Genomic DNA, 23,320 nt, shown 5'->3' with positions numbered 1-23,320 from the left:
GTGTGCGGATCGGATGCGTCAGACACATCCACTTCGCCCAGAGGTCCTCGCTTGTTCAACTCGACACGCCGTTCACAACCTCACTAGTCACAACATCTAGAGCGGGGACCGCGATCGACCGCACCTCGCCCAGGTCCTCCAGCAGCTCCACGTCGACCGGGCCCGCCGACCGCCACCGCGTCACGTCGCCGTCGAGCACGTTCCACGACGAGCGGGGCGTGACGAACGTGCCGCGCTCCTGGCGGGCGTCGATGATCCCCTTGGCGGACAGCACCTCCAGCGCCTCGCGCAGCGCCGTGAGGCTGACGTCGAACTCCTCGCGCAGCGCAGGCAGGTCCAGGTCCGGACGCACGACCCGGCCACCCCTGAGCGGGCTCGGGGAGAACCCTGAACTTTGCCGGGAACACTGTGCAAAGGAATCTCTGCACGCTAGTTTCGTCCCATGCCCCCACCGGAGGAGATCGCCGACCCGGCGACGCTGAAGGCACTCGCCCACCCGTTGCGGCGGCGGATCCTCGCCGAGCTGCGCCGGGCACCGGCGTCGTCGACGACGCTGGCCGCGGCGTTGGGGCAGAACACCGGGTCGACCAGCTACCACCTCCGCGAACTGGCCAAGCACGGGTTCATCGAGGACGAGCCCGCGCTCGGCAAGGGCAAGGAGCGCTGGTGGCGGGTGGTCCCGCGGGACCTGCGGTTCCCGTTGCGCAGCGAGCAGAGCCCGGAGCTGGCGGCGGTCCTGGACGGGCTGCGCGAGCAGCAGTTCGCGGAGGACCTGGAGTCCTGGGCCAGGTTCCAGGAGAAGAGCCCCGAGATGGGCGACTGGGCCGACGCCGTCCCGTTCTCCAGGGGCGCGATCATCGTCACCCGTGCCGAGCTCGAGGCGTTCTTCGAGGACTACATGGCCCTGCTCAAGCGCCACCGGCGCGCACCGGAGGACACCCCGGCGGACGCCAGGCGCCTGCTGGTCCGCTTCATCGCCTTCCCCGACCCCGACTAGGACGGGCCCTGGGTCGCCGAGCGGCAACTCGACGACCCAGGCGGTGGAAGCGCGCACCTCGCACGCCCCGAAAGGCGTGCCTTCACGAGCACGAACCTCCACGGAAAGAAGAGCACCCGTGCCACTGCGAAGCAAGTTGACGGCCCTGCTGGCCATACCGGCGCTGCTCTGGGCGGGGGCCGCGGCGGCCGACGCCCGAGGGCTGTCCGCGACCATCCGCTACACCGAGTACGGCATCCCCCACATCGTCGCGACCAACTACCGGGACCTCGGGTTCGGGCAGGGGTACGCGGCGGCGAACGACAACATGTGCTCGTTGGCGCAGACGATGTTGACCACGTCCGGGACGCGGTCGCGCTACCTCGGCGCGGACGCGGCGACCGGGAGCGGGCTGACGCGGGCCAGGACGAACCTGGCCAGCGACCTGTACTTCCAGGGCGTCAACGACACCGGCGTGGTCGAACGCCTGGTGGCGCGCAAGGACAGGCTGGGGCCCACCACCGAGGTGCGCGAGGCCGTGGCCGGGTACGCGGCCGGGGTCTCGGAGTACCTGCGGGAGAACCGGATCACCGACCCGGCGTGCGCGGGCAAGGCGTGGCTGCGCCCGATGACCGAGCTCGACGTCTACCGGCACGTCTACGCACTGGGCATGGTGTTCGGGCAGGCGGCCGCGGCGGACGGGATCGTGGCGGCGCAGCCGGTACCGGAGCAGTCGATCGGCAGCAACGCGATCGCGCTCGGCAGCGCCTCTACGGTGACCGGGCGCGGCCTGTCGCTGGCGAACCCGCACCTGCCGTGGAACACGCCCGACCTGCGGCTGTGGCAGTCGCACCTGACGATCCCCGGCCGGATGGACGTGGCGGGCGGCGGCATCGTCGGCGTCCCGTTCCTCTGGTTGGGCCACAACGCGACGATCGCGTGGAGCGGCACGGCGGCGGACACGACCCGCACCTACAGCGTGTTCGCGCTGACGCTGGTTCCCGGTGAGCGGACGAAGTACCTGGTCGACGGCAAGCCCGAGGACATGGTGCGCCGGGACGTGACGGTGACCGTGCAGGACGGCACGACGGTGACCAGGCCGCAGTGGTGGAGCCGGTACGGGCCGATCGTGCCCGCCGTCGACGGGCGGGACCTGCCGTGGACGGACACGACGGCCTACGCGCTGGCCGACGCGAACGCGGAGAACCTGCGGATGACCAACTCGCTGGAACGCCTCTCGCGGACCGGTGACACGGCCTCGGCGTTCCGCGCGCTGGAGGAGACGCAGGGGCTGCCGTGGATGAACATCTTCATCACGGACGCGAAGGGCACGGCGAGGTACTCGCAGCTGCACAACATCCCGAACGTGACCGACGAGCGCGCGGAGCGGTGCAACACCGAGCTGGGCCGCAAGACCTGGGCGGAGGACGGGATCGCCGTGCTCGACGGGTCGCGGACCGACTGCGCGTGGGGTCGCGACGCCGACGCCGTGCAGGCGGGCGCGTTCGGGCCCGCGGAGCTGCCGTCGTTGCAGCGCGCCGACTTCCTGGAGAACTCGAACGACAGCTACTGGCTGACGAACCCGAAGCAGCCGGTCACCGGGTTCTCCCGGATCCTCGGCAAGACGGGGACCGAGCGCACCGCCCGCACCCGCGGAGCGCTCACGGAGCTGGCCAAGGGCGGCAAGTACAGCCGCCAGTCGTTGCAGGACCTGATGTTCTCGAACAAGGACTACGTCGCGGACCTGGTGCTCGACGACACCGTGGCGCTGTGCCGCACGATGTCGGCGGACCTCGCCGACGCGTGCGACGCACTGTCCACTTGGGACCGCAAGCACGATGTCGACAGCCGGGGGGCGCTGCTGTTCGACCGGTTCTGGGCCAAGGCCCGCGGCAAGGCGACGTGGAAGGTGCCGTTCAGCGCCGCCGACCCGGTCGGCACGCCGAACACCCTGGACACCGGTGTCCCCGCGGTCGGTCAGGCGCTGGTCGCGGCGGTCGCCGAGCTGCGCACGGCGGGCATCCCGATGAACGCCCCGCTGGGCGACAACCAGTACGTCGTGCGCAACGGTGAGCGGATCCCGATCGACGGCGGCACGGCCGGGCTGGGCGTGTTCAACTCGATCCGCGGCGGGTGGGACCCCGCCAAGGGCTACACCGAGATGCAGCACGGGGCGACCTACCTGCACGTCGTGTCGTTCGACGGCGACGGGTGCCCGGACGCGGTGACGCTGCTGGCGTACTCCCAGTCGTCGGACTCGACGTCGCCGCACTTCAGCGACCAGACGAAGCTGTACTCGAAGAAGCAGTGGGTGACGGAGCGGTTCTGCGAGCGCGACATCCTCGCCTCGCCCGAGCTGCGGGTCGTGCAGGTGCGCCAGCACCTCTGACCAGCGCGAACCCGTGAGGGCCACCCCCGTCGTCAGCGGGGTGGCCCTCACGGTCGTATCAACGCTTACACGTTTGAGGTAGCGCGGCTACGACCCATGTGTTAGCGTTGCTTCCATGAGCACGAGAACACGGATACTGGAGGCGGCGGCCGAGCTGCTCGCCGAGTCGCCGGTGGCGGACGTGTCCACGAGGGCGGTCTGCGAGGCCGCCGGGGTGGGCGCACCCGCGCTCTACCGGCAGTTCGGCGACAAAGAGGGCTTGCTGTCGGCCGTCGTGGACTACGGCTTCGAGAAGTACCTCGCGGGCAAGCGGGCGGCGAAGCCGTCGGCGGACCCCGTGCAGGACATGAGGGACGGCTGGGACGCCCACGTGGCGTTCGCGCTGGAGAACCCCAGCTACTACCGGCTGATGTACTCCCCCACCGTGAGCGGCACGCCCGCCGCCGCGGTCGAGGCGCAGCAGCTGCTGACCGCGGTCGTCGAGCGGGTCGCCGCCGCGGGCAGGCTGACCACGTCCGTCGACGCCGCCGCCCAGATGATCATGTCCGCCAACACCGGTGTGGCCCTCGTGCTCATCACCCGCCGCGAGCTCTACACCCCGGACGTCTCCACCCGTGTCCGGGACGCCGTCCACGCCGCGATCCTCGTCCCCGAGGAAGACGCGGTGGCGGGCAACGGGAACGGCGCCGCGTCCGCGCTCAGCGCCCAGCTGCGCGAGTCCCCGCCCGACCGGCTCACGTCGGCGGAGGCGGGCCTGCTCCAGGAGTGGCTCACCCGCCTCACCGACTGACCCGGACAAGACCTTCCGCACCAACGGCTGTCGCACCCGCGACACCCGGCGATACCCCACGCCCTTTTCGGAGGAGAACACCATGAGCAAGCGCGTCGCGATCGTCACCGGTGGTTCCCGCGGCATCGGCCGCGAGTCCGCCGAACGCCTCGGCCGGGACGGCTTCGCCGTCGTCGTCAACTACGCGGGCAACGAGACCGAGGCCAAGGCCGCCGTCGAGGCCATCACCGCCGCGGGCGGCGAGGCCATCGCCGTGCGGGCGGACGTCGCCGAGGTCGACCAGGTCACCGCCCTGTTCGACGCCGCCGAGTCCACCTTCGACGGCATCGACGTCGTCATCCACGCCGCGGGCACCATGTACCTCGCCCCTGTCGCCGACATCGACTTCGACGCCCTCGACCGCATGCACCGCACCAACATCCGCGGCACCTTCGTCGTCGGCCAACAGGCTTCCCGCCGCGTCCGCGAGGGCGGCGCCATCGTCACCTTCTCCACCTCCGTCCTCGGCCTCCGCATGCCCAACTACGCCCCCTACGCCGCGACGAAGGGCGCCGTCGAAGCCATCACCATGATCCTCGCCAAGGAACTGCGCGGCCGCGACATCACCGTCAACACCATCGCCCCCGGCCCCACCGCCACCGCACTCTTCCTCGACGGCAAGGACGACCAGACCATCGCCACCCTCGCCCACGCCGCCCCCCTCGAACGCCTCGGCCACCCCACCGACCTGGCCGACTTGGTCTCCTTCCTAGCCGGCCCCTCCCGCTGGATCAACGGCCAGACCATCCGCTCCAACGGCGGCATCGTCTAAAACCCCAAACGACAACAATAAAAGCAAGCAAAGCCAACAGCCCAACAACGCTGAAACCAGAACACAACCCGCCCAACGACGCTGGAACCAAAGCCAACAGCCCAACGAAGCTGGAAGCGAGCGGTGCTCGTCCGCTCGTGCGGTCGGCTTGACTTGGGGTTTTTGGGCTTAAAATTGGTCGGCGGGCAGGCTCTACCACCTGCCCTTTTTCGCCCGACGAAGCCCAAAAAAGGGGCCCCAAGTCAAGCCGACCGCACCGGAAACGGCTGTAGCGACACCCGGTTTTGAGGCACCACCTCACCGGCACTCGGCAAGACCCACCAAACCCACTCCACAAAGGACACAACCATGCCCAAGATCATCCTCATCACCGGCGCCTCCAGCGGCATCGGCGAGCTCTCCGCCAAAGCCCTCGCCCAAGCCGGGCACACCGTCTACGCCGGGATGCGCAACACCAACGGCCGCAACGCCCACAAGGTCCTCGAATACGCCACCCACGCCAAGACCCACCACGTCGACCTCCGCTCCATCGACCTCGACGTCTCCAGCCAGGAGTCCGCCGACACCGCCGTCGCCACCCTCAAGGACACCCACGACCGCATCGACGTCGTCATGCACAACGCGGGTCACATGGTCACCGGCCCCGCCGAGGCCTTCACCCCCGAGGAGATGACCGCCGTCTTCGACACCAACGTCCTGGGCGCGCAGCGCGTCAACCGCGCCGTCCTCCCCGTCCTGCGCGCCCAGGGCCACGGTCTGCTCCTCTGGACCGGCAGCACCAGCACCCGCGGTGGCACCCCGCCCTACCTCGCCCCGTACTTCGCCGCCAAGGCCGCGATGGACTCGCTCGCGGTGAGCTACGCGGCCGAGGTCGCCCGCTTCGGCATCGAGACCTCGATCATCGTGCCGGGCGCGTTCACCAGCGGTACCAACCACTTCCCGAACAGCGGCCGCCCGGCGGACCAGGCCACGGTCGACGCCTACGAGACGCGCTACGCCGGGTTGTCGGCGCAGGTGGCGGAGCGGTTGGCCGCGCTGGCGCCGGACGCCGACGTGTCGGCCGTGGCGGACGCGGTGGTGGAGGTCGTCGGGCTGCCCGACGGCACGCGCCCGTTCCGGACGCACATCGACCCGTCGCACGACGGTGCCGAGGAGGTCGCGGCGGTGGCCGACCGGATCCGGGCGGAGTTCCTCGGGCGCATCGGGCTGGCCGACCTGCTGACGCCCGCACGGGTCTGATCGCCGCAGCAGCCTCTTGGGGAGTCGGGACGCCGACTCCCCAAGAGGCTGCTGTCAGTGGGTTCCCGCGCAGCACTCGTGCGGCTGCTCGACCTCGGACGGCTGGAACACCCCGCCCGCGGCGGGTTCGACGAGCAGGACCAGGCGTCCGTCGCGGTACTCGGGCCGCACGTACCCGGCCGTGGCCACCAACGTCCCCGGTGCCACCGCGGCGCCGATGCCGACGACCTCGTCGATCGCCGTCGCCGCGACGATCTCCGCCACCGGGTGGGTGCCGGTCAACACCGCCCAGCCGGGGAACCGCACGCAGCGCCCCCGGGCGGGCTCCTCGATCTCCGTGCCGGGCGCGAGGCCGCCGGTGATCCGGGCGGACACCACCGTCACGGCGACCGAGCCGGTGCGCTCGACGTGGGTCAGCACGAGGTCGGCGGCGACTCCGGCGTCGTCCAGCGCCGACAGCACCTGCCGGTCGAAGTGCGCGCCCACCGAGGTGAAGTCCGGGACCAGCCGCACCCAGCGCATCAGATCACGTCCACGAACACCGGGTTCGCGTAGAACCACAGGTCCGCCCACGGGTCGGCGTCACCGACGACGTCCATGACCGGACCGCCGTCGGCGGTCAGCCGGTTGCCGTCGGTGCCCCGGACGCGCAGGTAGAACGCGGTCGCGACGTCGCGGAAGACGTGGGTGAACCGCGCCCGGTTCTTGGTGACCTCGAACGACTTCACCACGGTGGTGCCCGGCGCCGACAGGGTGTCGCGGTCGACGGCCGGACCGGTGACCGGGCCCGCGACGAGGTCGAGCTTGGCCAGCTTCGGCACCACACCGGCGAAGTTCGGGCCACCGGCACCGGTCACCTCGATGGTGACCTCGACCGAGCCGCCGCGCTCGACGAACGTGCGGCCGCCGATCGTGACACCCCGGTTGTCGCCCTCACCCAGTGCCCGCACCCGCAGGTCGAGGCCGTCGATCAGCCTGCCGTGCACCGCGATCACCTTGCCGGACTGCAGGCCACGCATGACGTCCACGTACGACTTCGACCGCGCGCCCACCACGGTCCGGCTGTAGTGGCCGGGGAAGAAGTCGCCGAACCCGGTCTGCTCGACACCCGAGTCGACGGGCGCCCCGCGGCTGCCGGTCTTCTCGTAGTCCTGCGTGCCGGGGGTGAGGGTGTCGCCGAAGACCTGGTGCACGTCGGAGGTCGAGGTGACCCACCACGGCCTGCCCTCGGCCAGCATCGAGTCCCACAGCCCGCCGACCTTCGCGGTCATCCAGTCGAACCCGCCGTAGGTGCGGTACGGGTTCTCGGTCGCGGTCGGCGCGTAGCCGGGGTGGCTGTCCACACCGGGCGACGAGTCGTAGTACCCGCGCGCGCCGCCCCGGCCGCCCGCCGACTTGGGGATGCCCGAGGCCTGGTGGCCCGGCGCGCCCTCCATGCCCACGGCCACACCGGGTGCGGCGTCGCGCCAACCGCGCAGCTCGTGGGGGCTGTCGACCCCGCGCCGGGCCGGGTGGTTGGCGAACATCAGCGCGATCTCGGTCCGTCCACTGAGGACTTGCGCCTCCAGGTACCTCAACGCCGCCAACGCGTACGGCTCGCCGTCGGCCGACGTAGACCGCGCGATGAGCCCCTTGCCGCCGTTCTCCACCGACGTCGACAGCACGCCGCCGTCGTACGCGCCCTCGAAGGCGCGCAGGATGTCCACGGTGTGGCGGTCCGGCGGCAGGAACACGGTCGCGTGCTCGGCGCCGGGGATGTTCCACTCCAGGCCCTGGTAGACCAGGACGTCGCGGTTGCCCTTGCGAGCCTTCTCGATGTCGGGCGTGACCTGGTCGATGGAGAACTTCTGGTGCGCCACACCACCGTGGTCGGTGATGACCATCCAGTCCAGCCCGTTCGCGCGGGCCTTGGCGACCTGCGCGGCGACCGGGTACTGACCGTCGCCGGAGTACTGGGTGTGGATGTGGTGGTCGCCCGCGTACCAGCGCTGCGGCGTGCCCCACCGGTTCGACGCGACCGGGGTGGCCGCCGCCTCGCCCGCGCCCGTTCCCGCCAGGGCGGCCCCGCCGACGGCGACGCCGAGACCTGCCAGGAACCGACGGCGGGCGACCGCGACGGGCCGGTCGTCCGCCGGGTCCTGCCAGCTGCCCTCGACGGGCTCTACCTCGTGGTGGTGGTGCTCGTGACCATCGTGGTGGTGCGACATGCGTTGGGCTCACCGTTCCCGCGTCGGCTGCGTCGCCGCGGAGCATGCCCCGGTCGGAACCCCACCCACGTCGGACAACCGGTGAACTCCCGGTGAACCCTCACGTCCGCGAGGCGCGCTTGGCGTTCCTCGTGACCGCCTCGACGATGGTCGGCCACACCTGCTCCGGGAGGTCGTGGCCCATGCCGTCGACCACCAGCAGCTCGGCGTCCGGCACGGCCGCCGCCGTCGCCTCGCCACCGGACACGCCGACCAGCGGGTCGGCGGAGCCGTGCACGACCAGGGTCGGCACGGTGACGCCGCGCAGCCCCGGCGTGCGGTCGGGCGAGGCCAGCACGGCCGCCAGGTGCCGCAGCGAGGCCAACGGGCGGTGCGAGCGGTCGTGGCTGGCCGCGATGCGCTCGCGCGCGAGGTCGTCGTCCACGTCGAAGCCGGGCGACCGGGTCATCCGCGACGCGGCCAGGCGCTGCTCGATGATCCCCTCGCGGGTCGGCGGCGACGGCTGGGCGAGCGTGGCGATCACCTCGGGCTTGCCCTGCCCGACGCTCGGGTCGCCGGTGGTGGACATGATCGAGCACAGGCTGAGCAGCCGTTCCGGGTGGTCGATGGCCGCCTGCTGGACGATCATGCCGCCCATCGACGCGCCGACCACGTGCGCGCGGTCGATCCCGAGCGCGTCGAGCAGGCCGACCAGGTCGTCGGCCAGGTCGGCGAGCCGGTAGGGCGCGGTCGTCAGGTCCCCCGCCGCCACTGCGGGCAGGTCCGGCAGCGGCAGGTCGAGCCAGGTCGACAGGCCGACGTCGCGGTTGTCGTACCGGACCACGTGGAAGCCCTGGTCGGCGAACAGCCGGCAGAACCCCTCGTCCCAGGTCGTCATCTGGGCACCGAGCCCCATCACGAGGACCAGGGCCGGGTCGGCCGGGTCGCCGAAGGTGTCGTACTCGAGCTCGAGGTCTGCGAACTTCACACGCGGCATGGGTGGCGACCTTTCCACAATTCGATTTGTTCACATGCGTGAATAAAGACAGTCTGCCCGGTCCGGCATAAAGTTGGGGAAAAAGTTCCGGTACTGGAAATCGTTGACCTAACTGGTCTGGACCACAGACACTATCGGTCTCCCCAAACCCTGCGAGGAGACCAGATGAACCGATCACCCCTGCGCGCGAAAATCGTCGTGGCCGCCCTGTCCGCGCTGCTCACGGTAGCCGGGACCCAGGTCGCGACGGCGTCCCGGCCTGCACCGGAAGGCGGGGTGTCGATCGCGGCGCCCGCCACGTTCACCCACCCCGGCGTGCTGGTCAGCCAACCGCAGCTCGAGTTCATGCGGACCAAGGTGCTCGCCGGAGCACAACCGTGGAAATCCGCCTACGACCAGATGATGGCCAGCAAGTACGCCTCCCTGACGCGCACCGCGAAGCCGCGCGCGGTGGTGGAATGCGGTTCCTACTCGAACCCGAACTACGGGTGCACCGACGAGCGGGAGGACGCGATCGCCGCGTACACGCTCGCGCTCGCCTGGTACGTCACCAAGGACACCCGGTACGCGACCAAGGCGATCCAGGTCATGGACGCCTGGGCGCCGGTCGTCACCGACCACACGAACAGCAACGCCCGGCTGCAGACCGCGTGGGCCGGGTCGTCGTGGCCCAAGGCGGCGGAGATCATCCGCTACACCTACACCGGGTGGCCCGCCGCGAGCGTGACCAGGTTCGCGACCATGCTGCGCACCGCGTACCTGCCGGAGATCCAGGCCGGGCTGGCGAACACGAACGGCAACTGGGAGCTCAGCATGATGGAGGCCTCCATCGGCATCGCCGTGTTCCTGGAGGACCGCGCGGCCTACGACAAGGCCGTCTCGATCTTCCGCACCCGGCTGCCCGCCTACGTCTACCTGACCACCGACGGCGCGTTGCCCAGGACGCCGCCCGGCAGCGGCATCGACACCCGTGACGAGATCGTCGGGTACTGGCAGGGCCAGTCCACGTTCCAGGACGGCGTCAGCCAGGAGACGTGCCGCGACTTCACCCACACCGGGTACGGGCTGGCCGCCGCGGCGCACATCGCCGAGACGGCGCACCACCAGGGCCTGGACCTGTGGGGCGAGAACAAGGACCGGATGCGGCACGCGTACGGCCTGCACACCCGCTACCAGCTGGAGGCCATGCCGTCGTGGCTGTGCGGCGGCGTCCGCAGCCAGAACCTCGGCCCGACGACCGAGGTCGCGTTCAACGCGCTGAACACCCGGATGGGCATCACGATGGCGAACACCCAGAAGTACACCGAGCAGCAGCGCCCGCAGGGCACCGACAACCTGTTCATCGCCTGGGAGACCCTGACCCACGCGCAGAACCCGGCGTAGCCCACCGGCCGCGGGTGGCTCCGGCCACCCGCGGCCGTGCGCCGGTCAGACGAGCCGCCGCACGTCCTCGTAGCTCGGGATCCCTTCCGCGACCGGGTCGCCGTCGCGCACAGCGCACGCGGTGGTGACGGCGGCGTGCAGCGCGGCCCGGAACAGCAGCGACCCCGTGCTCACCCGCCGCACTCCCAGCTCCCCCAACCCCTTCAGGCCGATCGCGGGCACGTGCAGGACGTTCAGCGGCGCGTCCACCGCCTCCACCACGGCCGCGATGTCCTGCTCCCGCACCAGTCCCGGTACGAAGACGCCGTCCGCGCCCGCGTCCAGGTAACGCCGCGCGCGGTCCACAGTGGACTCCTGGTCGACCGACAGCCAGTGGGTGTCCACGCGCGCGTTCACGAACAGTCCGGGGGCGCCCTCCCTGGCCGCCCGCACCAGCTCCGCCTGCTCCCGCGGGTCGGCCAGCCGCCCGCCGGGCCGCCCGTCCTCGATGTTCACCCCCGCCACGCCCAGTCCCGCGAGCTCCGCCGCCAGCTCGCCGACGTCCGCCCCGAACCCGGACTCGATGTCCACCGTCACCGGCACGGGCAGCCCGGCGATCATCCGCGCCAACGCCACGGTCTCGGCGCGCGCCACGCCTTCCCCGTCCGCCAGCCCGTGCGCCGCCGCCACCCCGAGGCTCGTCGTGCCGATCGCCGCGAACCCGGCGGCGTGCAGCGCGACCGCCGACGCGAAGTCCCAGGCGTTGGGCAGGAGCAACGGCTCGGCGCCGTGGTGCAGGTCGTGGAACGTCATCGGGTCGGTCCTCCAGCGATGGCCAGCGCGTGCTCGCGGCCGGGGCAGGCGTGCGCCCCGAGCCCGAAGGGGTGGTCGGTCAGGTCGACCACGACCAGCGTGCCGTCCGGCGCGACCCGGCGCGTCACCGGCACCGGCGGGTGGACGCCCGCGACCAGCGCCGCCGTGGCCGCGCAGGCCTGCACGAGCAGCCCGATCCGGTTCGCGGTCCGCTCGTCGGGCACCCCGCCGCAGGCCTCGACCAGCCTCGCCACCGCGTCGTCGGCCTCCGGCGTGACGGCGGTGTGCGGCTGGTAGCACCCCGCCACCAGCTCGACGTCCTCCGGGGCCACGGCCAGGCCCAGCGCCTCGGCGAGGACCGCGACGGGGCTGCTCCCCCGACGTCCGGCCAATGTTCGCGGGTCGACGGCCGCCAGCTCGGCCACGACCAGCGCCCGCCGCCGCTCGTGGGCGGGCCCGTCGCAGAACCGCGCGACGGACGCCCGCAACCAGGCCACGCCCTGGTCGGCGGCGGGAACCGGGGGGACGGTGTAGCGGGGATCGGTCAGCGCGCTCGACATGCGACGACCGTAGGTCTCCGACGGTTCGGTGCGCGCCGAACGGTCCGCGCCGCACACTGGACCCGTGGAGGAACTCGCGAACCTGGCGGCACTGCTGGCCGACCGCACCAGGGCCGCGTTCTGCGTCGCCCTGCTGGACGGCCGCGCCTGGACCGCCGGTGAGCTCGCCGCGCACGCGGGCGTGGCCGCGTCGACGGCCAGCGAGCACCTGGGCAGGCTCGTCGCGGGCGGGCTGCTGGTGCAGCGGCGGCAAGGACGGCACCGGTACGTGCAGCTGGCCGACCAGCGGGTGGCGCAGCTCGTCGAGGACCTGCTGACCTGCGCACGACCCGCCGCGCCGCCCTCGGGGCTCCGCGCGGTGGGTGCTTCGGCCGCCATGGCCAGGGGACGGACCTGCTACGACCACTTCGCGGGCAGGCTGGGCGTCGGGATCACCGACGCCATGACCGCCAAGGGATACCTGTCCCAGACCGGCGGGTTCGCCCTGACCGACACCGGTCTCGCCTGGCTGACGGGGCCCCTGGGCGCGGACGGGGCCCGGCTGCGCGCCGCCCGGCGCCCGCTGAGCCGCCCCTGCCTGGACTGGACCGAACGCCGCACCCACCTGGCCGGCGCGGCGGGAGCCCATGTGCACCAGCACTTCCAGGAACGGGGCTGGGTGCGCCGGATCGGCACGACCCGCGCGGTCCGCGTCACCCCGGCCGGCGCGCAGGCGCTGCGGGACCTGCTGGACCTGGACATGGCAAGCGCCGGGATGTCCTGAGCCGGACACCCCGCACGGGAACACGCCCTAGAGCCGCCCGCTCCAGTGCTCCAGCCACTCGTCGTTGACCACGTCGACCAGCACGCAGGTGATGTTGTCCGGCCCGCCGCCCTCGTTGGCCAGCGCGATGAGCTTCAGCACGACCTCGTCGCGGTCCTCGACCTGCGTGAGCACCTGGAGGATCGCCTCGGGCGCCACGACGTCGGACAGCCCGTCCGAGCACAGCAGGTACCGGTCGTTGACCTGCACCTCGTGCAGGAACACGTCCGGCTCCGGCGAGTTCCCCGCCTGCAGCGCCCGCATCAGCATCGACCGCCGGGGGTGCAGCACCGCCTGCTCGGCGGGCATCCGCCCCTCGTCCACGAGCGCCTGCACCATCGTGTGGTCGCGCGTGACCTGCGAGATCTCGCCGTCGCGCACCAGGTAGCACCGCGAGTCGCCGATGTGCGCCACCGCGAACTTGGTCCCGTCGACCCACAGCAGCGCGGTCAGGGTCGTGCCCATCCCGCGCATCCGCAGGTCCTGCTCGGCCATGTCGGTCAGCCGGAGCGCGACCTCGTCCATCATGGCGGTCAACGCGGGGATCGGGTCGCCGGTGACGTCGTAGTGGGCGAGCACGTCGATGGCGGTGGCGCTGGCGATCTCGCCGAACGCGTGGCCGCCCATGCCGTCGGCGACGGCGTACAGCGGGGGCTCGGCGCAGGCGGAGTCCTCGTTCAGCTCGCGGCGGAGCCCTGGATGGGAGCCAACGGCGTGGGCGAGCCGGTTGTGCGTCATGCCAACAGTGAAACATTGGTTGATTCAGTTCACAAGCAGAACCACTGTGCATCGGTTGTGAACTAGGGTGTAGGACATGGACCAGGACGCCACCGTGAGCGCGGGCGACATCGCCCGCCTCGTCGACGTGGGGCGTGCCGCCGTGAGCAACTGGCGCAGGCGGCACGAGGACTTCCCCGCGCCGGTCGGCGGCACGGCGTCCAGTCCGCTGTTCTCCCTCAACGAGGTCGAGGACTGGTTGCGGCGCAACGGGAAGCGCGTCGACGTGTCCCCGGTCGAGCGGGCCTGGCAGTGGCTGCGCGGCGCGGGCGACGACCTCGCGCTCGGCGACCGGGTGGCCGAGGCGGGGGCCGCGCTGAGGTCGGAGAACGGCGGCACGCTGGCCCCGCTGGCGGCCGAACGCGGGCCGCTGGCGGCGTTCGAGTTCCTCTGCGAGCGCTACCTCGACGCCCACTCGCGGCAACTTGACGCCACCCCGGCGGACGTCGCCGCGCTGCTGGTCAGGCTCACCGAGCCGGACGGCGGGACGCTGTACGACCCGGCCTGCGGCCTGGGCACGACGCTGGTCGACACGCCCGCCGCGCGGGTGCTCGGCCAGGAGATCGACGAGACCACCGCGGCCATCGCCGAACACCGGCTGCGACTTCGATCACAACCCGGCGAGATCCACGTCGGCGACGCCCTCCGGCAGGACGGTTTCGCGGGCGAGCTGGCCGACGCGGTCGTGTGCGACCCGCCGTTCACCGAGCGCGCGTGGGGCTACGACGAGCTGGCGGGCGACCCGCGCTGGGAGTACGGGCTGCCGCCGCGCGGCGAGTCGGAGCTGGCGTGGGTGCAGCACTGCCTGAGCCACACCAAGCCCGGCGGGCTGGTGGCGATCCTGATGCCGTCGGCCGCGGCCAGCCGCCGTCCCGGCCGCCGGATCCGGGCGAACCTGCTGCGGGCGGGGGCGCTGCGCGCGGTCGTGACGCTGCCCGGCGGCCCGGACCTGTGGGTGCTGCGCCGTCCGGAGCCCGGCGACCGCACGCCGTCGCACGTGCTGCTGACCGAGGTCGACGAGCTGTCCGCCGTGGACGAGCTCTGGGCCGCGTTCCGCACCGACCCGACCGACGGGCCGTCGGTGCCGATAGTGGACGTGCTCGACGAGGACGTCGACCTGAGCCCGGCCGTGCAGACGTTGCGGCGCAGCGGGGGCGAGGACACGCACCTCGCGTTCGTCGAGGCGCTCGCCGCGCTGCGCAAGACCGCGCTGCCGACCCCGGAGCTGGAGAAGGCGTCCCAGCTGGCGCCGCCGATGACGACGATCGGCGAGCTGGCCAAGGGCGGCCTGCTGACGATGAAGCACGCGGGCGCGAAGCTCACCACCGGCGATGGCGACCTGCCCGTGCTGACCGCCGACGACCTCGCCGCGGGCGTGGAGCCGTCCGAGCGCACCACCCCGGACCCCGACCTGGTCGAGGTGGAGCCGGGTGACGTCGTCGCGTCCCCGATGGGCACCGCCCGCGTCGTCGGCTGCCACGCCGTGCTGGGCCCGTACCTGGCGGTCTACCGGGTCGACCCGAAGCGGCTGGACCCGTACTTCCTCGCGGGCGTCCTGCGCGCGGCGGCGTCGCGCGCGCACCAGGGGTCGAGCCGGGTCGACGCGCGGCGCACCCAGGTCCCCCGGCTGCCGCTGGCCGAGCAGCAGGCGTTCGGGAAGGCGTTCCGGCAGCTCGGCGTGCTCGAGGACGCGTTGCGCGAGACGGCCGCGTTGGGCGAGAGCGTCATCCGGCTAGGCTTTGGCGGCCTGATGGACGGTCACCTCCGACCACGGAGTTAGGACGGTTGGGGAGGCCGCATGCTCATCGCCGACAGGTACGAGCTGGACGACCTGCCGCTGGGCCAGGGCGGGATGGGTGCCGTGCACGGCGGCTACGACCGGCACCTGGACCGCCGGGTCGCCGTCAAGTTCCTCCAGCTGCCCGGCGGGCGCGACGAGGAGATGGAGCACCGCTTCACCCGCGAGGCGCGGATCCTGGCCAAGCTGGAGCACGCGGGCGCGCCGGTGCTCTACGACTTCGGCGTCTACGAGTACCGGATGTTCCAGGTCATGCAGTTCATCGACGGGGTCACGGTCGCCGACCTGGTCGGTGAGCACGGGCCGCTGCCGGTGCCGTGGGCCGCGTCGATCGCCGCGCAGGCGTGCGCCGTGCTGGCCGCCGCGCACAGCCTGTCGATCTGCCACCGGGACCTCAAGCCCACGAACCTCATGCTGTGCCCGGACGGCAGCGTGAAGGTCCTCGACTTCGGGCTGGCCGTGCTGCGCGAGTCCGACGTCGCCCAGTTCACCCGCTGGGGCCAGATGCTCGGCACGCCCGCGTACATGGCGCCGGAGCAGATCCAGCGGGGCAGCGCCGAGCCGCGCAGCGACCTGTACGCGTTGGGGTGCGTGCTGCACGAGATGCTGACGGGGCGGCAGCTGTTCACCGGGGAGACCGCTTACACGGTGTTCGACAAGCAGGTGAAGCAGCGGCCGTCGTCGGTGCCGCGGATCCCCGTGGCGTTGGACGAGCTGTTGCAGGACATGCTGGAGAAGGACCCGGAACGGCGGCCGGTCGACGCCACCGCCCTCTTCGAACGGCTGCTGCCGTTCGCGGTGGACCTGCCGATGCTGCCGGGTTTCCTCACACCGCCCACGACACCGAGCCCCGACCGGATGTACGCGCGGGTCGTGGGCCGGGTGCTGGAGGACTAGGACGGCAGGACGGTCGCGCCCGCGCGGGCCACGATCTCCTGCAACGCCGCCACGTGCCCGTCGAACGCGGTGCGGCCGGCGGGGGTGAGCCGCGCGGAGGTGCGCGGCCGCTTGCCGACGAAGTGCTTGCGGATCTCCACGTACCCCGCGTCCTCCAACGTGGTCAGCTGCTTGGACAGCGCCGAGTCGGACATGCCCGCGGTGTCGCGGAGGAACTTGAAGTCCGCCCACTCCGCGGCCGCGAGCAGCGAGACGATCGACAGCCTGGTGGGGGCGTGGACCAGCTCGTCGAACTTCGGTTCCGTCATCGGGATCCCTTCGTGACCCGGTCCAGCATGGTGGACCGCACGCGGCGCATCAGGATCGGGCCGCCCACGATCATGAGCACGGCGCACACGAGCGAGCCCCACGTCGCCGCGTGCGGCGTGTCGAGCGCCCCCAGCACCAGGCTGACGGGCAGCGTCACGGCCAGCACCGCGAGGACGAAACCCGCGATCGGCAGGGCGCCCGCGGTGCCGAGCAGTTCGCTGCGCGGCTGCGCGTGCAGGGAGCGCACCACCACGACGCCCACGGCGGCGCAAAGGCCGAGGACGAACACCGTGGTGCCGATGCCGATGGCCAGACCGTCCTCCGTGTCGACGGCGGTCGAGAAGCCGACGACCAGCAGGCCGACCACCCACCAGAACCAGTTGGGGGTCAACGACTGCTCGAGCACCTGCTCGTGCCGCTGGCGGATCTCCGCGAGCGCGTCGGCGGCTTCACTCGGGGGTGGCTGTTCGTGCATGACGTCTCCCTGGGCTCGTCGGGTACGAGTCCAGGATGGCACGTACTTTCCCGATTGGAAAGTACTTTCCCCGATTACGGTCCGCGCTGGCTGTAGAACTCGCTCAGCACCAGCATCGCCGCGCCCGCGGCGACGAGGTCGTCGCCCAGCGGGCTGACGCTGATGTCGACCTCCAGCCAGTCCGAGCGCGGGACCTGCTCGCGGACGACCTCGCGGATGCCGTCGGCGTACACGTCCGGCGCGCTCTGGACGACCCGGCCGCCGAGGACGACGTGGTCGAGGTCCAGCAGCTGCACCAGGCCCGCGACGGCCATGCCCAGGACGGTGACCGCGCCCTTGAGGTCGTCCGCGGCGAGCGCGAGGTTGTGCACGATCTCGACGCAGCCCGACCGGCCGCAGGCGCACCGGGGGCCGCCGAGCTGGATGGTGGTGTGGCCGTACTCGCCCGCGTTGGTGCGGGCGCCGCGGTGGACCTGGCCGTCGAGCAGCAGGCCCACGCCGACACCCGTGCCGACGATGACGAGGGCGGCGTGGCGGAGCTCGTCGCCGCGCCGCCAGGCCTCGGCGATCATGGCGGTGTTGGTGTCCTTGTCCACGACGACGGACAGGCCCAGGCGTTCCGCGGCGAGGTCGCGCAGCGGGACGTCGTGCCAGCCGACCAGGCCGGTGGCGTCGTGGACGACGCCGTCGCGGTGGTCCAGGGGGCCGACGAAGCCGATGCCGACGCCGAGGAGGCGTTCGTCGGAGACCTCGTTGCGGGCCAGCAGGACGTCGACGAGCTTGGCCAGCTCCTCCACGAACACCTCGGGACCGAAGTCGCGGGGCAGGGCGACGACCGTGCGGTCGACGACGGCGCCGGAGAGGTCGGCGAGGACGACGCGCAGCTCGTCGCGTTCGACGGCGGCGCCGAGCGCGACCCGGCTGGAGGACACCAGGCGGACGAGGGTGCGGGGCTTGCCGACGCCGACGTTGCGCCTGCCGGAGTCGACCAGGAGGCCGTCGGCGATGAGCCTGCTGACGATCTTGGACACGGCCTGCGGGGTGAGGCCGCTGCGCTCGGCGAGCTCGACCCTGGTCATGGGCTCGCCCCGCCGAGCGAGTCCGAGCACCACCGCGTCGTTGTACCCACGCAGGAACCGCAAGTTCGCCACGGCGCCATGATCGCATGAGTTGTCCGTTTTGGCTGGCGATTAGACTACAGCGTTGCTTTAATGCTGCTCATGGCAGCTGACCTCCGCACCGGCGTGATCGGGTACGGGATCGCGGGCCGCGTGTTCCACGCCCCGCTGATCTCCTCGACACCCGGCCTCGCCCTCACCGCGATCGTGACCACGGACGCCGAACGCCGCGCGCGGGCGGCCGCCGACCACCCGGACGTCGAGCTCCTTGACACGGCCGACGACCTGTTCGCCTCCGACGTCGACCTCGTCGTCATCGGCTCCCCGAACAAGACCCACGTCGAGCTCGCCCTCGCGGCGATCGCGCACGGCAAGGCGGTCGTCGTCGACAAGCCGTTCGCGCCCTCCAGCTCCGACGCGCGCCGCGTGCTCGCCGCCGCGCGGGAGAAGGGCGTGCCGCTCACGGTGTTCCAGAACCGCCGGTGGGACAGCGACTTCCAGACCGTCCGCGAGGTGGTGAAGAGCGGCAGGCTCGGCACCATCAGCCGGTTCGAGTCGCGCTACGAGCGCTGGGTGCCGGAGATCTGGGACAACTGGCGCGAGTTCGGCGCCGCCGAGGAGGCGGGCGGGCTGCTCTACGACCTCGGCGCGCACCTGGTCGACCAGGCCCTGCAGCTCAACGGCCCGGTCCGCAGCGTGTACGCCGAGCTCGACCGCCGCCGCCCCGGCGCGCTGGTCGACGACGACGTGTTCGTCGCGCTCACCCACACCAGCGGCGTCCGCTCGCACCTGTGGGCCAGCGCGTCGGCCGCGAACCACGGCCCGCGGTTCCGCGTGCTCGGCGAGCAGGCCGCGTTCACGATCAGCGGCATGGACGGCCAGGAGGACGCGCTCGTCGCCGGCCTGCGGCCCGGTCGACCCGGTTGGGGTGAGGAGCCCGAGTCGGCCTGGGGCGAGGTCGGCCTGCTCGACGACACCACCCCCGTGCCCAGCGAGAAGGGCGCGTACGAGGAGTTCTACCGGCTGCTGGTGACCGCGCTGCGCGACGGCGGCCCGCTGCCCGTGGACCCGGAGTCGGCCATCGCGGCGCTGGAGATCATCGAGGACGCGTTCGAGTCCGCCAACACCGGACAGGTGGTCGCCGTATGAGCGCCGAGCTGCTCGCCGAGCTCGCGGCCCAGGAGGACCGGCTGCGGTTCACCCGGTTCGACAACGAGACCGCCATCGCCCTGGGCATCCACCTGCTCGACGCCGCGCGCGCCGAGGGACTGCCCGTCACCATCTCCGTGCGGCGCAACGGGCAGCGGCTGTTCCACGCCTCCCTGCCGGGCACGTGCGCCGACAACGACGACTGGATCGACCGCAAGAGCCGGGTCGTGGACCGCTACGGGCGCAGTTCCTACTACGTGGGGACGCAGTTCCAGGTCGGAGGCAGTACCTTCGACGAGTCGTCGAGGCTGGACATCGGCCTCTACGCGGCGCACGGCGGGGTCTTCCCGGTCATCGTCACGGGGGTCGGCCCGGTCGGCACGGTGGGTGTCTCCGGACTTCCCCAGGCCGACGACCACGCGTTCGTCGTGGCACAGCTGGAGAAGTTCCTCGGGTTGCAGGAGGCGCAGTGACGCAGGAGCAGGACCGCTACGGGGTCGACGACATCGACCTGGAGCAGCCGAACCCGGCGCGGATGTACGACTACTACCTGGGCGGCGCGCACAACTTCCAGGCCGACCGCACCCTCGCCGAGCAGGCGATCCAGGTCATGCCGTGGATGCGCGAGGCGGTGCGGGCCAACCGCGCGTTCCTCGCCCGCGCCGTGCGGTTCTGCGTGTCGCAGGGCATCCGGCAGTTCCTCGACCTCGGCTCCGGCATCCCGACCGTCGGCAACGTGCACGAGGTCGCCCAGGGGCTCGCCCCGGAGAGCCGCATCGCCTACGTCGACATCGAGCCGGTCGCCTACGCGCACAGCAAGCACCTGCTGCGCGACAACCCGAACGCCACGGTCACCAGGGCCGACCTCACCGTCCCGCAGGACGTGCTCACCGCCCCCGCCGTGCTGGAGATGATCGACTTCTCCCAGCCGGTCGCCGTGCTGGCCGTGGCCGTCCTGCACTTCCTGCCCGACGAGCGCCACCCCGAGCGCGTGCTCGGCGCCTACCGCGACGTCGTCGTGCCCGGCAGCTACGTGGTGATGTCGCACGTGACCTCCGACCACAACCCCGAGCAGGCCGCGGGCGCGCTGGCGGTCTACAAGCGCTCCGCCAACCCCGTGCACACCCGCAGCCACGCCGAGATCAGCGCCATGCTCGACGGCCTCGAACTGATCCCGCCGGGCCTGGTGGACGCCACGCAGTGGCACCACGACCACACCCCCGAGCTCACCGAGAAGACCGAGCACGTCGGCTTCTACGCCGCCGTCGCGCGGCGCGACTGACGCGCGGCGACCACGGGGATGGCGTAGCGTAATTCCATGAGTGACACCGAAGTCCTTGAGCAGCGGCTCCGCCTCGGCAACGGGTTCAGCCCCACCGACCAGGGGCGCGTCGTGTACGCCCTGGCGAACCTCGCCCCTCATCTCGCGGGCTGGCAGCCCCAGCAAGTGGATCTCGCGCTGTCGGTGAAGGAACGCGGGCAGAAGGATCAGAAGGTGACCTTCGAGGCCTTCCTCGCGGGCTGGCCGCCGTTCGTGGCCACGTCGCACGAGGTCGAGCTGGACCACGCGCTGACCGAGGTCCGCAAGGAGATGATCCGGCAGATCGAGGACGCGAAGTCCCGGCGCGAGCCCCGCAAGCACGACAAGCCGCAGCGTCCCGCGGCACCGGAAGAGCTCTTGTAGTCCTGGGGTTGTCGTGACCACGTGAACCAGGGGTCCCCCGCGACGGGGGACCCCTGGTTTTTCGGTTCACGGGCTCGTCCCGCGGCGCGTCCGGCCCGCGGGCTCAGGCGCGGCGGGCGCGTTGGGCCGCGACGGCACCGGCACCGATCACGAGCAGCAGGACCGCGAGGCTCCAGCGGCGCTTGGTCTCGGTGCGACGGTCGGCGACCGCGACGACCTCCTCCACCGGGCGGTCCGGCTTGAACACCGGGGGCGGTACGGACCTCGGCGTGGTGGGGGCGGGACTGGACGGCGGTGGCGGCACGTCCGGCGGGAGCGGGGTCGCGCCCGCCGGAACCGGGGAGGGCGTCGTCGTGGTGGTCGGCGCCGGAGGCGGGACGGCCGGGACCTCGGGCAGCGGGGCGGGGGTGGTCGTCGTGGTCGGGGGCGCGGTCGGCGGGACGACTACCGGCGGGGTCGTCGTCGGGGGCAGCACGATCGGCGGGGTGGCGGCGGCGTAGCAGCCCGCGGAGTCGATCGTCCGCGCCGCGGGGCGCCCGGACAGCAGCGTGACGGAGCCGGAGCCGTCCAGGGCGACCCGGTAGAGCAGGCTCTCGCCGCCTTGGTCGTTGTTGGTGGCGTAGAGGGCGCCGTCGGGGCCGAAGGCGGCGGCGCCGTAGCCGGGCCCGTCCGGCATGGTGATGGCCGGGTCCAGGGGACGGGTCCAGCCGGTGGTGGGGTCGATGGTGACGACCTCGGGGTGGCCCAGGAGCTTGGTGGCCACGCCGTAGAGCAGGCCGTCGGCGGGGTTGTAGTCGAAGTCGTCCACCGACAGGACGAAGCTGATGGGCCAGAGCACGCTGGCCGAGACGAGGCCCAGGTAGCCGGGGCTGCCGGGGTCGATGTCGATGACGTAGACGGCGCCGGACGAGCGCACGTAGAAGCGGTCGCCGTGGACCGCGCCCGCGACGGCCTGCACCACACCGGAGTGCGGGACGTGGCCGATGGTCGTGGCGGCGCCCTGGTGGTCCATGCGGACGATGTCACCCAGTGGTGTGACGCCGAAGTAGGCGTCCTGGGCCTCGGAGTAGCCGAGCGCGTTGAGGCGGTGGTCCAGGACGCCGACGGTGGTCGCCGCGCCGGAGGGCAGCTCGACGGACAGGAGCGTGGACGGTCCGTCGTCGGAGACCGCCTCGACCTGGAGCGCCACGCACGCCAGTGCGGCGACGAGGATCACCGCAACCGGTCCAGTGCCGCCTGGAAGGCGTCCGGCCCGATCTTGGCGCCGCCGCTGAAGGGGTTCTGCAACTGGTAGGTGGCGTAGAGCAGGAGGGTCATGGTCGCGGCCAGGGTGGCCATGATGACGATGTGCGACCGGACCTTCGCACCGCCGAACAGGAGCGCGAGCGCCAGGGACAGGACGCTGCCGACGATCATCGTGAACCAGACGACGGAGCTGACGCCGTTCCCGGACGCGTTGATGCGGTCCTGGCGGGCCTCGTAGACCTCCCACAACTTCGTGGCGGCCTCGGTCTTGCGATCGGTCTGCCACTCGTCGTCGACGGGCGATTGCGCGACCGCGGTGCGGAGCTGGTCCAATTGCGTCCAGCCGATGGACGACACATCGGTGCCGTCCTGCATTTTCGGCCATTCTTCGCGGATGACCGTGGACATGTAGGCGCGCGAAAGGTCGTGCACCTTCTCCTTGGTCGCGTCGGGCAGCGAGTCGCTCGCCCACGACGCCGCGACGAGGCTGTCCGCCTCGCGGTAGGAGGACTGGTCGGCCGACCCCGTGGCGTCGAACAGCGCGATGAGCACGAAGGCGACCAGCACGGCGTTCAGGCCCGCGACGATGGAGAAGACACCGCCTGCCGCGGCGTTGTTCTCCTCACGGCCCTCCTCCGAGCCGAACCGCCGCATCAGGTAAGCCGCGAGCGCCGCGACCAGGGCCGCGAGGCCGACCCACAGGATGCCACCGAAGTATATGTTCATTCGTTTCCGATCACCCTCAAAACAAAAGGGCTCCGAAAGCAATCCACAAATATTCGGAACGCCCGCATGACGTTCAACAAAGTAGCAGGCGTTCGTCCGTCCACACGCGATTCAGGCTCTTGTTCAGCCAAGTGCCCCAATAGGACTGATCAGTCGGGTGACATTCGCACACCCGATGCGGTGCACCGCAGTTGATCTCCCCCGATCGGGCACGCGC

Annotated in this window: 25 protein-coding genes; 13 read left to right on the top strand and 12 right to left on the bottom strand. The window is 71.7% G+C overall.

Annotated elements, in window-relative coordinates; translation table 11 throughout:
• Positions 1–55 precede the first annotated feature (55 nt).
• The gene (locus CLV43_RS14020; protein ID WP_106187512.1) at positions 56–352 is read right to left on the bottom strand and encodes a FadR/GntR family transcriptional regulator; all 297 of its coding nucleotides are present in this window, start codon (positions 350–352) and stop codon (positions 56–58) included.
• 90 nt (positions 353–442) lie between these two features.
• Here CLV43_RS14020 and CLV43_RS14015 point away from each other — a divergent pair, with 90 nt between their 5' ends.
• The 5 genes from CLV43_RS14015 to CLV43_RS13995 all read left to right on the top strand — a co-directional run bounded on the left by CLV43_RS14015 (position 443) and on the right by CLV43_RS13995 (position 6,205).
• Positions 443–997 (top strand): ArsR/SmtB family transcription factor, encoded by a 555-nt coding sequence (locus CLV43_RS14015; protein WP_106187511.1) that lies wholly within the window; start codon positions 443–445, stop codon positions 995–997.
• Between the two features lie 118 nt (positions 998–1,115).
• A complete protein-coding gene (locus CLV43_RS14010; RefSeq protein ID WP_106187510.1) occupies positions 1,116–3,365 on the top strand; it encodes a penicillin acylase family protein in 2,250 nt (749 codons plus the stop codon).
• Between the two features lie 115 nt (positions 3,366–3,480).
• On the top strand, positions 3,481–4,155 hold the full coding sequence (locus CLV43_RS14005; protein ID WP_106187509.1) for a TetR/AcrR family transcriptional regulator: 675 nt from the start codon (positions 3,481–3,483) through the stop codon (positions 4,153–4,155).
• An 82-nt stretch (positions 4,156–4,237) separates the two neighbouring features.
• Positions 4,238–4,966 carry an SDR family oxidoreductase gene (locus tag CLV43_RS14000; protein WP_106187508.1) on the top strand — a complete coding sequence of 243 codons (729 nt, stop codon included), beginning with the start codon at positions 4,238–4,240 and terminating at the stop codon, positions 4,964–4,966.
• A 348-nt stretch (positions 4,967–5,314) separates the two neighbouring features.
• Positions 5,315–6,205: an SDR family oxidoreductase gene (locus tag CLV43_RS13995; RefSeq protein WP_106187507.1), complete on the top strand. Its 891-nt coding sequence runs from the start codon at positions 5,315–5,317 to the stop codon at positions 6,203–6,205.
• Between the two features lie 54 nt (positions 6,206–6,259).
• On the opposite strand, the gene CLV43_RS13990 is transcribed toward CLV43_RS13995, so the two are convergent.
• The 3 genes from CLV43_RS13990 to CLV43_RS13980 all read right to left on the bottom strand — a co-directional run bounded on the left by CLV43_RS13990 (position 6,260) and on the right by CLV43_RS13980 (position 9,388).
• Positions 6,260–6,727 (bottom strand): hypothetical protein, encoded by a 468-nt coding sequence (locus tag CLV43_RS13990; RefSeq protein ID WP_106187506.1) that lies wholly within the window; start codon positions 6,725–6,727, stop codon positions 6,260–6,262.
• Positions 6,727–8,412, bottom strand: coding sequence for a PHP domain-containing protein (locus CLV43_RS13985; protein ID WP_106187505.1), 1,686 nt, complete (start codon positions 8,410–8,412; stop codon positions 6,727–6,729). Before CLV43_RS13985 ends, CLV43_RS13990 begins: the two co-directional genes overlap by 1 nt.
• Positions 8,413–8,512: 100 nt before the next feature.
• Entirely contained in the window at positions 8,513–9,388 is an 876-nt protein-coding gene (locus CLV43_RS13980; RefSeq protein ID WP_106187504.1) for an alpha/beta fold hydrolase, read from the bottom strand.
• Positions 9,389–9,553: 165 nt separating this feature from the next.
• Here CLV43_RS13980 and CLV43_RS13975 point away from each other — a divergent pair, with 165 nt between their 5' ends.
• On the top strand, positions 9,554–10,771 hold the full coding sequence (locus CLV43_RS13975) for an alginate lyase family protein (protein WP_106187503.1): 1,218 nt from the start codon (positions 9,554–9,556) through the stop codon (positions 10,769–10,771).
• Positions 10,772–10,816: 45 nt separating this feature from the next.
• On the opposite strand, the gene CLV43_RS13970 is transcribed toward CLV43_RS13975, so the two are convergent.
• Together CLV43_RS13970 and CLV43_RS13965 are read right to left on the bottom strand one after the other, a co-directional pair.
• The gene (locus CLV43_RS13970) at positions 10,817–11,563 is read right to left on the bottom strand and encodes an isocitrate lyase/PEP mutase family protein (RefSeq protein ID WP_106187502.1); all 747 of its coding nucleotides are present in this window, start codon (positions 11,561–11,563) and stop codon (positions 10,817–10,819) included.
• Positions 11,560–12,123, bottom strand: coding sequence for a hypothetical protein (locus tag CLV43_RS13965; RefSeq protein ID WP_106187612.1), 564 nt, complete (start codon positions 12,121–12,123; stop codon positions 11,560–11,562). The genes CLV43_RS13970 and CLV43_RS13965 overlap by 4 nt, the downstream gene beginning before the upstream one ends.
• Before the next feature lie 64 nt (positions 12,124–12,187).
• On the opposite strand from CLV43_RS13965, the gene CLV43_RS13960 reads away from it, so the two are divergent.
• Complete coding sequence (locus tag CLV43_RS13960) at positions 12,188–12,886, top strand: ArsR/SmtB family transcription factor (protein ID WP_106187501.1); 699 nt, start codon at positions 12,188–12,190, stop codon at positions 12,884–12,886.
• A gap of 27 nt (positions 12,887–12,913) precedes the next feature.
• Here CLV43_RS13960 and CLV43_RS13955 read toward each other — a convergent pair whose 3' ends face one another.
• Entirely contained in the window at positions 12,914–13,663 is a 750-nt protein-coding gene (locus CLV43_RS13955; RefSeq protein WP_106187500.1) for a PP2C family protein-serine/threonine phosphatase, read from the bottom strand.
• A 76-nt stretch (positions 13,664–13,739) separates the two neighbouring features.
• Between CLV43_RS13955 and CLV43_RS13950 the strand changes: the two genes are divergently transcribed.
• Together CLV43_RS13950 and CLV43_RS13945 are read left to right on the top strand one after the other, a co-directional pair.
• On the top strand, positions 13,740–15,482 hold the full coding sequence (locus tag CLV43_RS13950) for an N-6 DNA methylase (protein WP_106187499.1): 1,743 nt from the start codon (positions 13,740–13,742) through the stop codon (positions 15,480–15,482).
• Positions 15,483–15,500: 18 nt separating this feature from the next.
• Positions 15,501–16,397 (top strand): serine/threonine protein kinase, encoded by an 897-nt coding sequence (locus tag CLV43_RS13945; RefSeq protein ID WP_106187498.1) that lies wholly within the window; start codon positions 15,501–15,503, stop codon positions 16,395–16,397.
• Here the strand turns inward: CLV43_RS13945 and CLV43_RS13940 are convergent.
• The 3 genes from CLV43_RS13940 to CLV43_RS13930 form a co-directional block, all read right to left on the bottom strand.
• A complete protein-coding gene (locus CLV43_RS13940; protein ID WP_106187497.1) occupies positions 16,394–16,705 on the bottom strand; it encodes a winged helix-turn-helix domain-containing protein in 312 nt (103 codons plus the stop codon). The two genes, CLV43_RS13945 and CLV43_RS13940, sit on opposite strands and share 4 nt — an antisense overlap.
• Entirely contained in the window at positions 16,702–17,181 is a 480-nt protein-coding gene (locus CLV43_RS13935) for a hypothetical protein (protein ID WP_106187496.1), read from the bottom strand. Before CLV43_RS13935 ends, CLV43_RS13940 begins: the two co-directional genes overlap by 4 nt.
• Before the next feature lie 74 nt (positions 17,182–17,255).
• Positions 17,256–18,332: an ROK family transcriptional regulator gene (locus CLV43_RS13930; protein WP_146174758.1), complete on the bottom strand. Its 1,077-nt coding sequence runs from the start codon at positions 18,330–18,332 to the stop codon at positions 17,256–17,258.
• A 69-nt stretch (positions 18,333–18,401) separates the two neighbouring features.
• Here CLV43_RS13930 and CLV43_RS13925 point away from each other — a divergent pair, with 69 nt between their 5' ends.
• The 4 genes from CLV43_RS13925 to CLV43_RS13910 are packed head-to-tail and all read left to right on the top strand — an operon-like array spanning position 18,402 to position 21,132.
• A complete protein-coding gene (locus tag CLV43_RS13925) occupies positions 18,402–19,448 on the top strand; it encodes a Gfo/Idh/MocA family protein (RefSeq protein WP_106187610.1) in 1,047 nt (348 codons plus the stop codon).
• Positions 19,445–19,921, top strand: a complete 477-nt coding sequence (locus CLV43_RS13920) for a heme-degrading domain-containing protein (protein WP_106187495.1) — start codon at positions 19,445–19,447, stop codon at positions 19,919–19,921. Before CLV43_RS13925 ends, CLV43_RS13920 begins: the two co-directional genes overlap by 4 nt.
• Positions 19,918–20,730, top strand: coding sequence for an SAM-dependent methyltransferase (locus CLV43_RS13915; RefSeq protein ID WP_211304346.1), 813 nt, complete (start codon positions 19,918–19,920; stop codon positions 20,728–20,730). Before CLV43_RS13920 ends, CLV43_RS13915 begins: the two co-directional genes overlap by 4 nt.
• Before the next feature lie 36 nt (positions 20,731–20,766).
• Positions 20,767–21,132 carry a hypothetical protein gene (locus CLV43_RS13910; RefSeq protein ID WP_106187494.1) on the top strand — a complete coding sequence of 122 codons (366 nt, stop codon included), beginning with the start codon at positions 20,767–20,769 and terminating at the stop codon, positions 21,130–21,132.
• A gap of 103 nt (positions 21,133–21,235) precedes the next feature.
• On the opposite strand, the gene CLV43_RS13905 is transcribed toward CLV43_RS13910, so the two are convergent.
• A complete protein-coding gene (locus CLV43_RS13905; protein ID WP_106187493.1) occupies positions 21,236–22,348 on the bottom strand; it encodes a DUF6923 family protein in 1,113 nt (370 codons plus the stop codon).
• Positions 22,345–23,103 (bottom strand): bestrophin-like domain, encoded by a 759-nt coding sequence (locus CLV43_RS13900; protein WP_106187492.1) that lies wholly within the window; start codon positions 23,101–23,103, stop codon positions 22,345–22,347. The genes CLV43_RS13905 and CLV43_RS13900 overlap by 4 nt, the downstream gene beginning before the upstream one ends.
• Positions 23,104–23,320: the final 217 nt, after the last annotated feature.

Source organism: Umezawaea tangerina (assembly GCF_003002815.1).
In the GTDB taxonomy this organism is placed as follows: Bacteria; Actinomycetota; Actinomycetes; order Mycobacteriales; family Pseudonocardiaceae; genus Umezawaea; species Umezawaea tangerina.
Note: the sequence above shows the minus strand (reverse complement) of the source record. Positions and strands in the feature narration are given on the sequence as shown.

Bases quoted from the DNA above. Each gene is read 5' to 3' on its own strand.
- CLV43_RS13975 (WP_106187503.1), top strand. From the start codon at position 9,554: ATGAACCGATCACCCCTGCGCGCGAAAATCGTCGTGGCCGCCCTGTCC.
- CLV43_RS13980 (WP_106187504.1), bottom strand. From the start codon at position 9,388: ATGCCGCGTGTGAAGTTCGCAGACCTCGAGCTCGAGTACGACACCTTC.
- CLV43_RS13940 (WP_106187497.1), bottom strand. From the start codon at position 16,705: ATGACGGAACCGAAGTTCGACGAGCTGGTCCACGCCCCCACCAGGCTG.
- CLV43_RS13995 (WP_106187507.1), top strand. From the start codon at position 5,315: ATGCCCAAGATCATCCTCATCACCGGCGCCTCCAGCGGCATCGGCGAG.
- CLV43_RS13945 (WP_106187498.1), top strand. From the start codon at position 15,501: ATGCTCATCGCCGACAGGTACGAGCTGGACGACCTGCCGCTGGGCCAG.
- CLV43_RS13955 (WP_106187500.1), bottom strand. From the start codon at position 13,663: ATGACGCACAACCGGCTCGCCCACGCCGTTGGCTCCCATCCAGGGCTC.
- CLV43_RS14005 (WP_106187509.1), top strand. From the start codon at position 3,481: ATGAGCACGAGAACACGGATACTGGAGGCGGCGGCCGAGCTGCTCGCC.
- CLV43_RS13935 (WP_106187496.1), bottom strand. From the start codon at position 17,181: ATGCACGAACAGCCACCCCCGAGTGAAGCCGCCGACGCGCTCGCGGAG.
- CLV43_RS13990 (WP_106187506.1), bottom strand. From the start codon at position 6,727: ATGCGCTGGGTGCGGCTGGTCCCGGACTTCACCTCGGTGGGCGCGCAC.
- CLV43_RS13925 (WP_106187610.1), top strand. From the start codon at position 18,402: ATGGCAGCTGACCTCCGCACCGGCGTGATCGGGTACGGGATCGCGGGC.
- CLV43_RS13950 (WP_106187499.1), top strand. From the start codon at position 13,740: ATGGACCAGGACGCCACCGTGAGCGCGGGCGACATCGCCCGCCTCGTC.
- CLV43_RS13910 (WP_106187494.1), top strand. From the start codon at position 20,767: ATGAGTGACACCGAAGTCCTTGAGCAGCGGCTCCGCCTCGGCAACGGG.
- CLV43_RS13970 (WP_106187502.1), bottom strand. From the start codon at position 11,563: ATGACGTTCCACGACCTGCACCACGGCGCCGAGCCGTTGCTCCTGCCC.
- CLV43_RS13985 (WP_106187505.1), bottom strand. From the start codon at position 8,412: ATGTCGCACCACCACGATGGTCACGAGCACCACCACCACGAGGTAGAG.
- CLV43_RS13965 (WP_106187612.1), bottom strand. From the start codon at position 12,123: ATGTCGAGCGCGCTGACCGATCCCCGCTACACCGTCCCCCCGGTTCCC.
- CLV43_RS13900 (WP_106187492.1), bottom strand. From the start codon at position 23,103: ATGAACATATACTTCGGTGGCATCCTGTGGGTCGGCCTCGCGGCCCTG.
- CLV43_RS14000 (WP_106187508.1), top strand. From the start codon at position 4,238: ATGAGCAAGCGCGTCGCGATCGTCACCGGTGGTTCCCGCGGCATCGGC.
- CLV43_RS14015 (WP_106187511.1), top strand. From the start codon at position 443: ATGCCCCCACCGGAGGAGATCGCCGACCCGGCGACGCTGAAGGCACTC.
- CLV43_RS13920 (WP_106187495.1), top strand. From the start codon at position 19,445: ATGAGCGCCGAGCTGCTCGCCGAGCTCGCGGCCCAGGAGGACCGGCTG.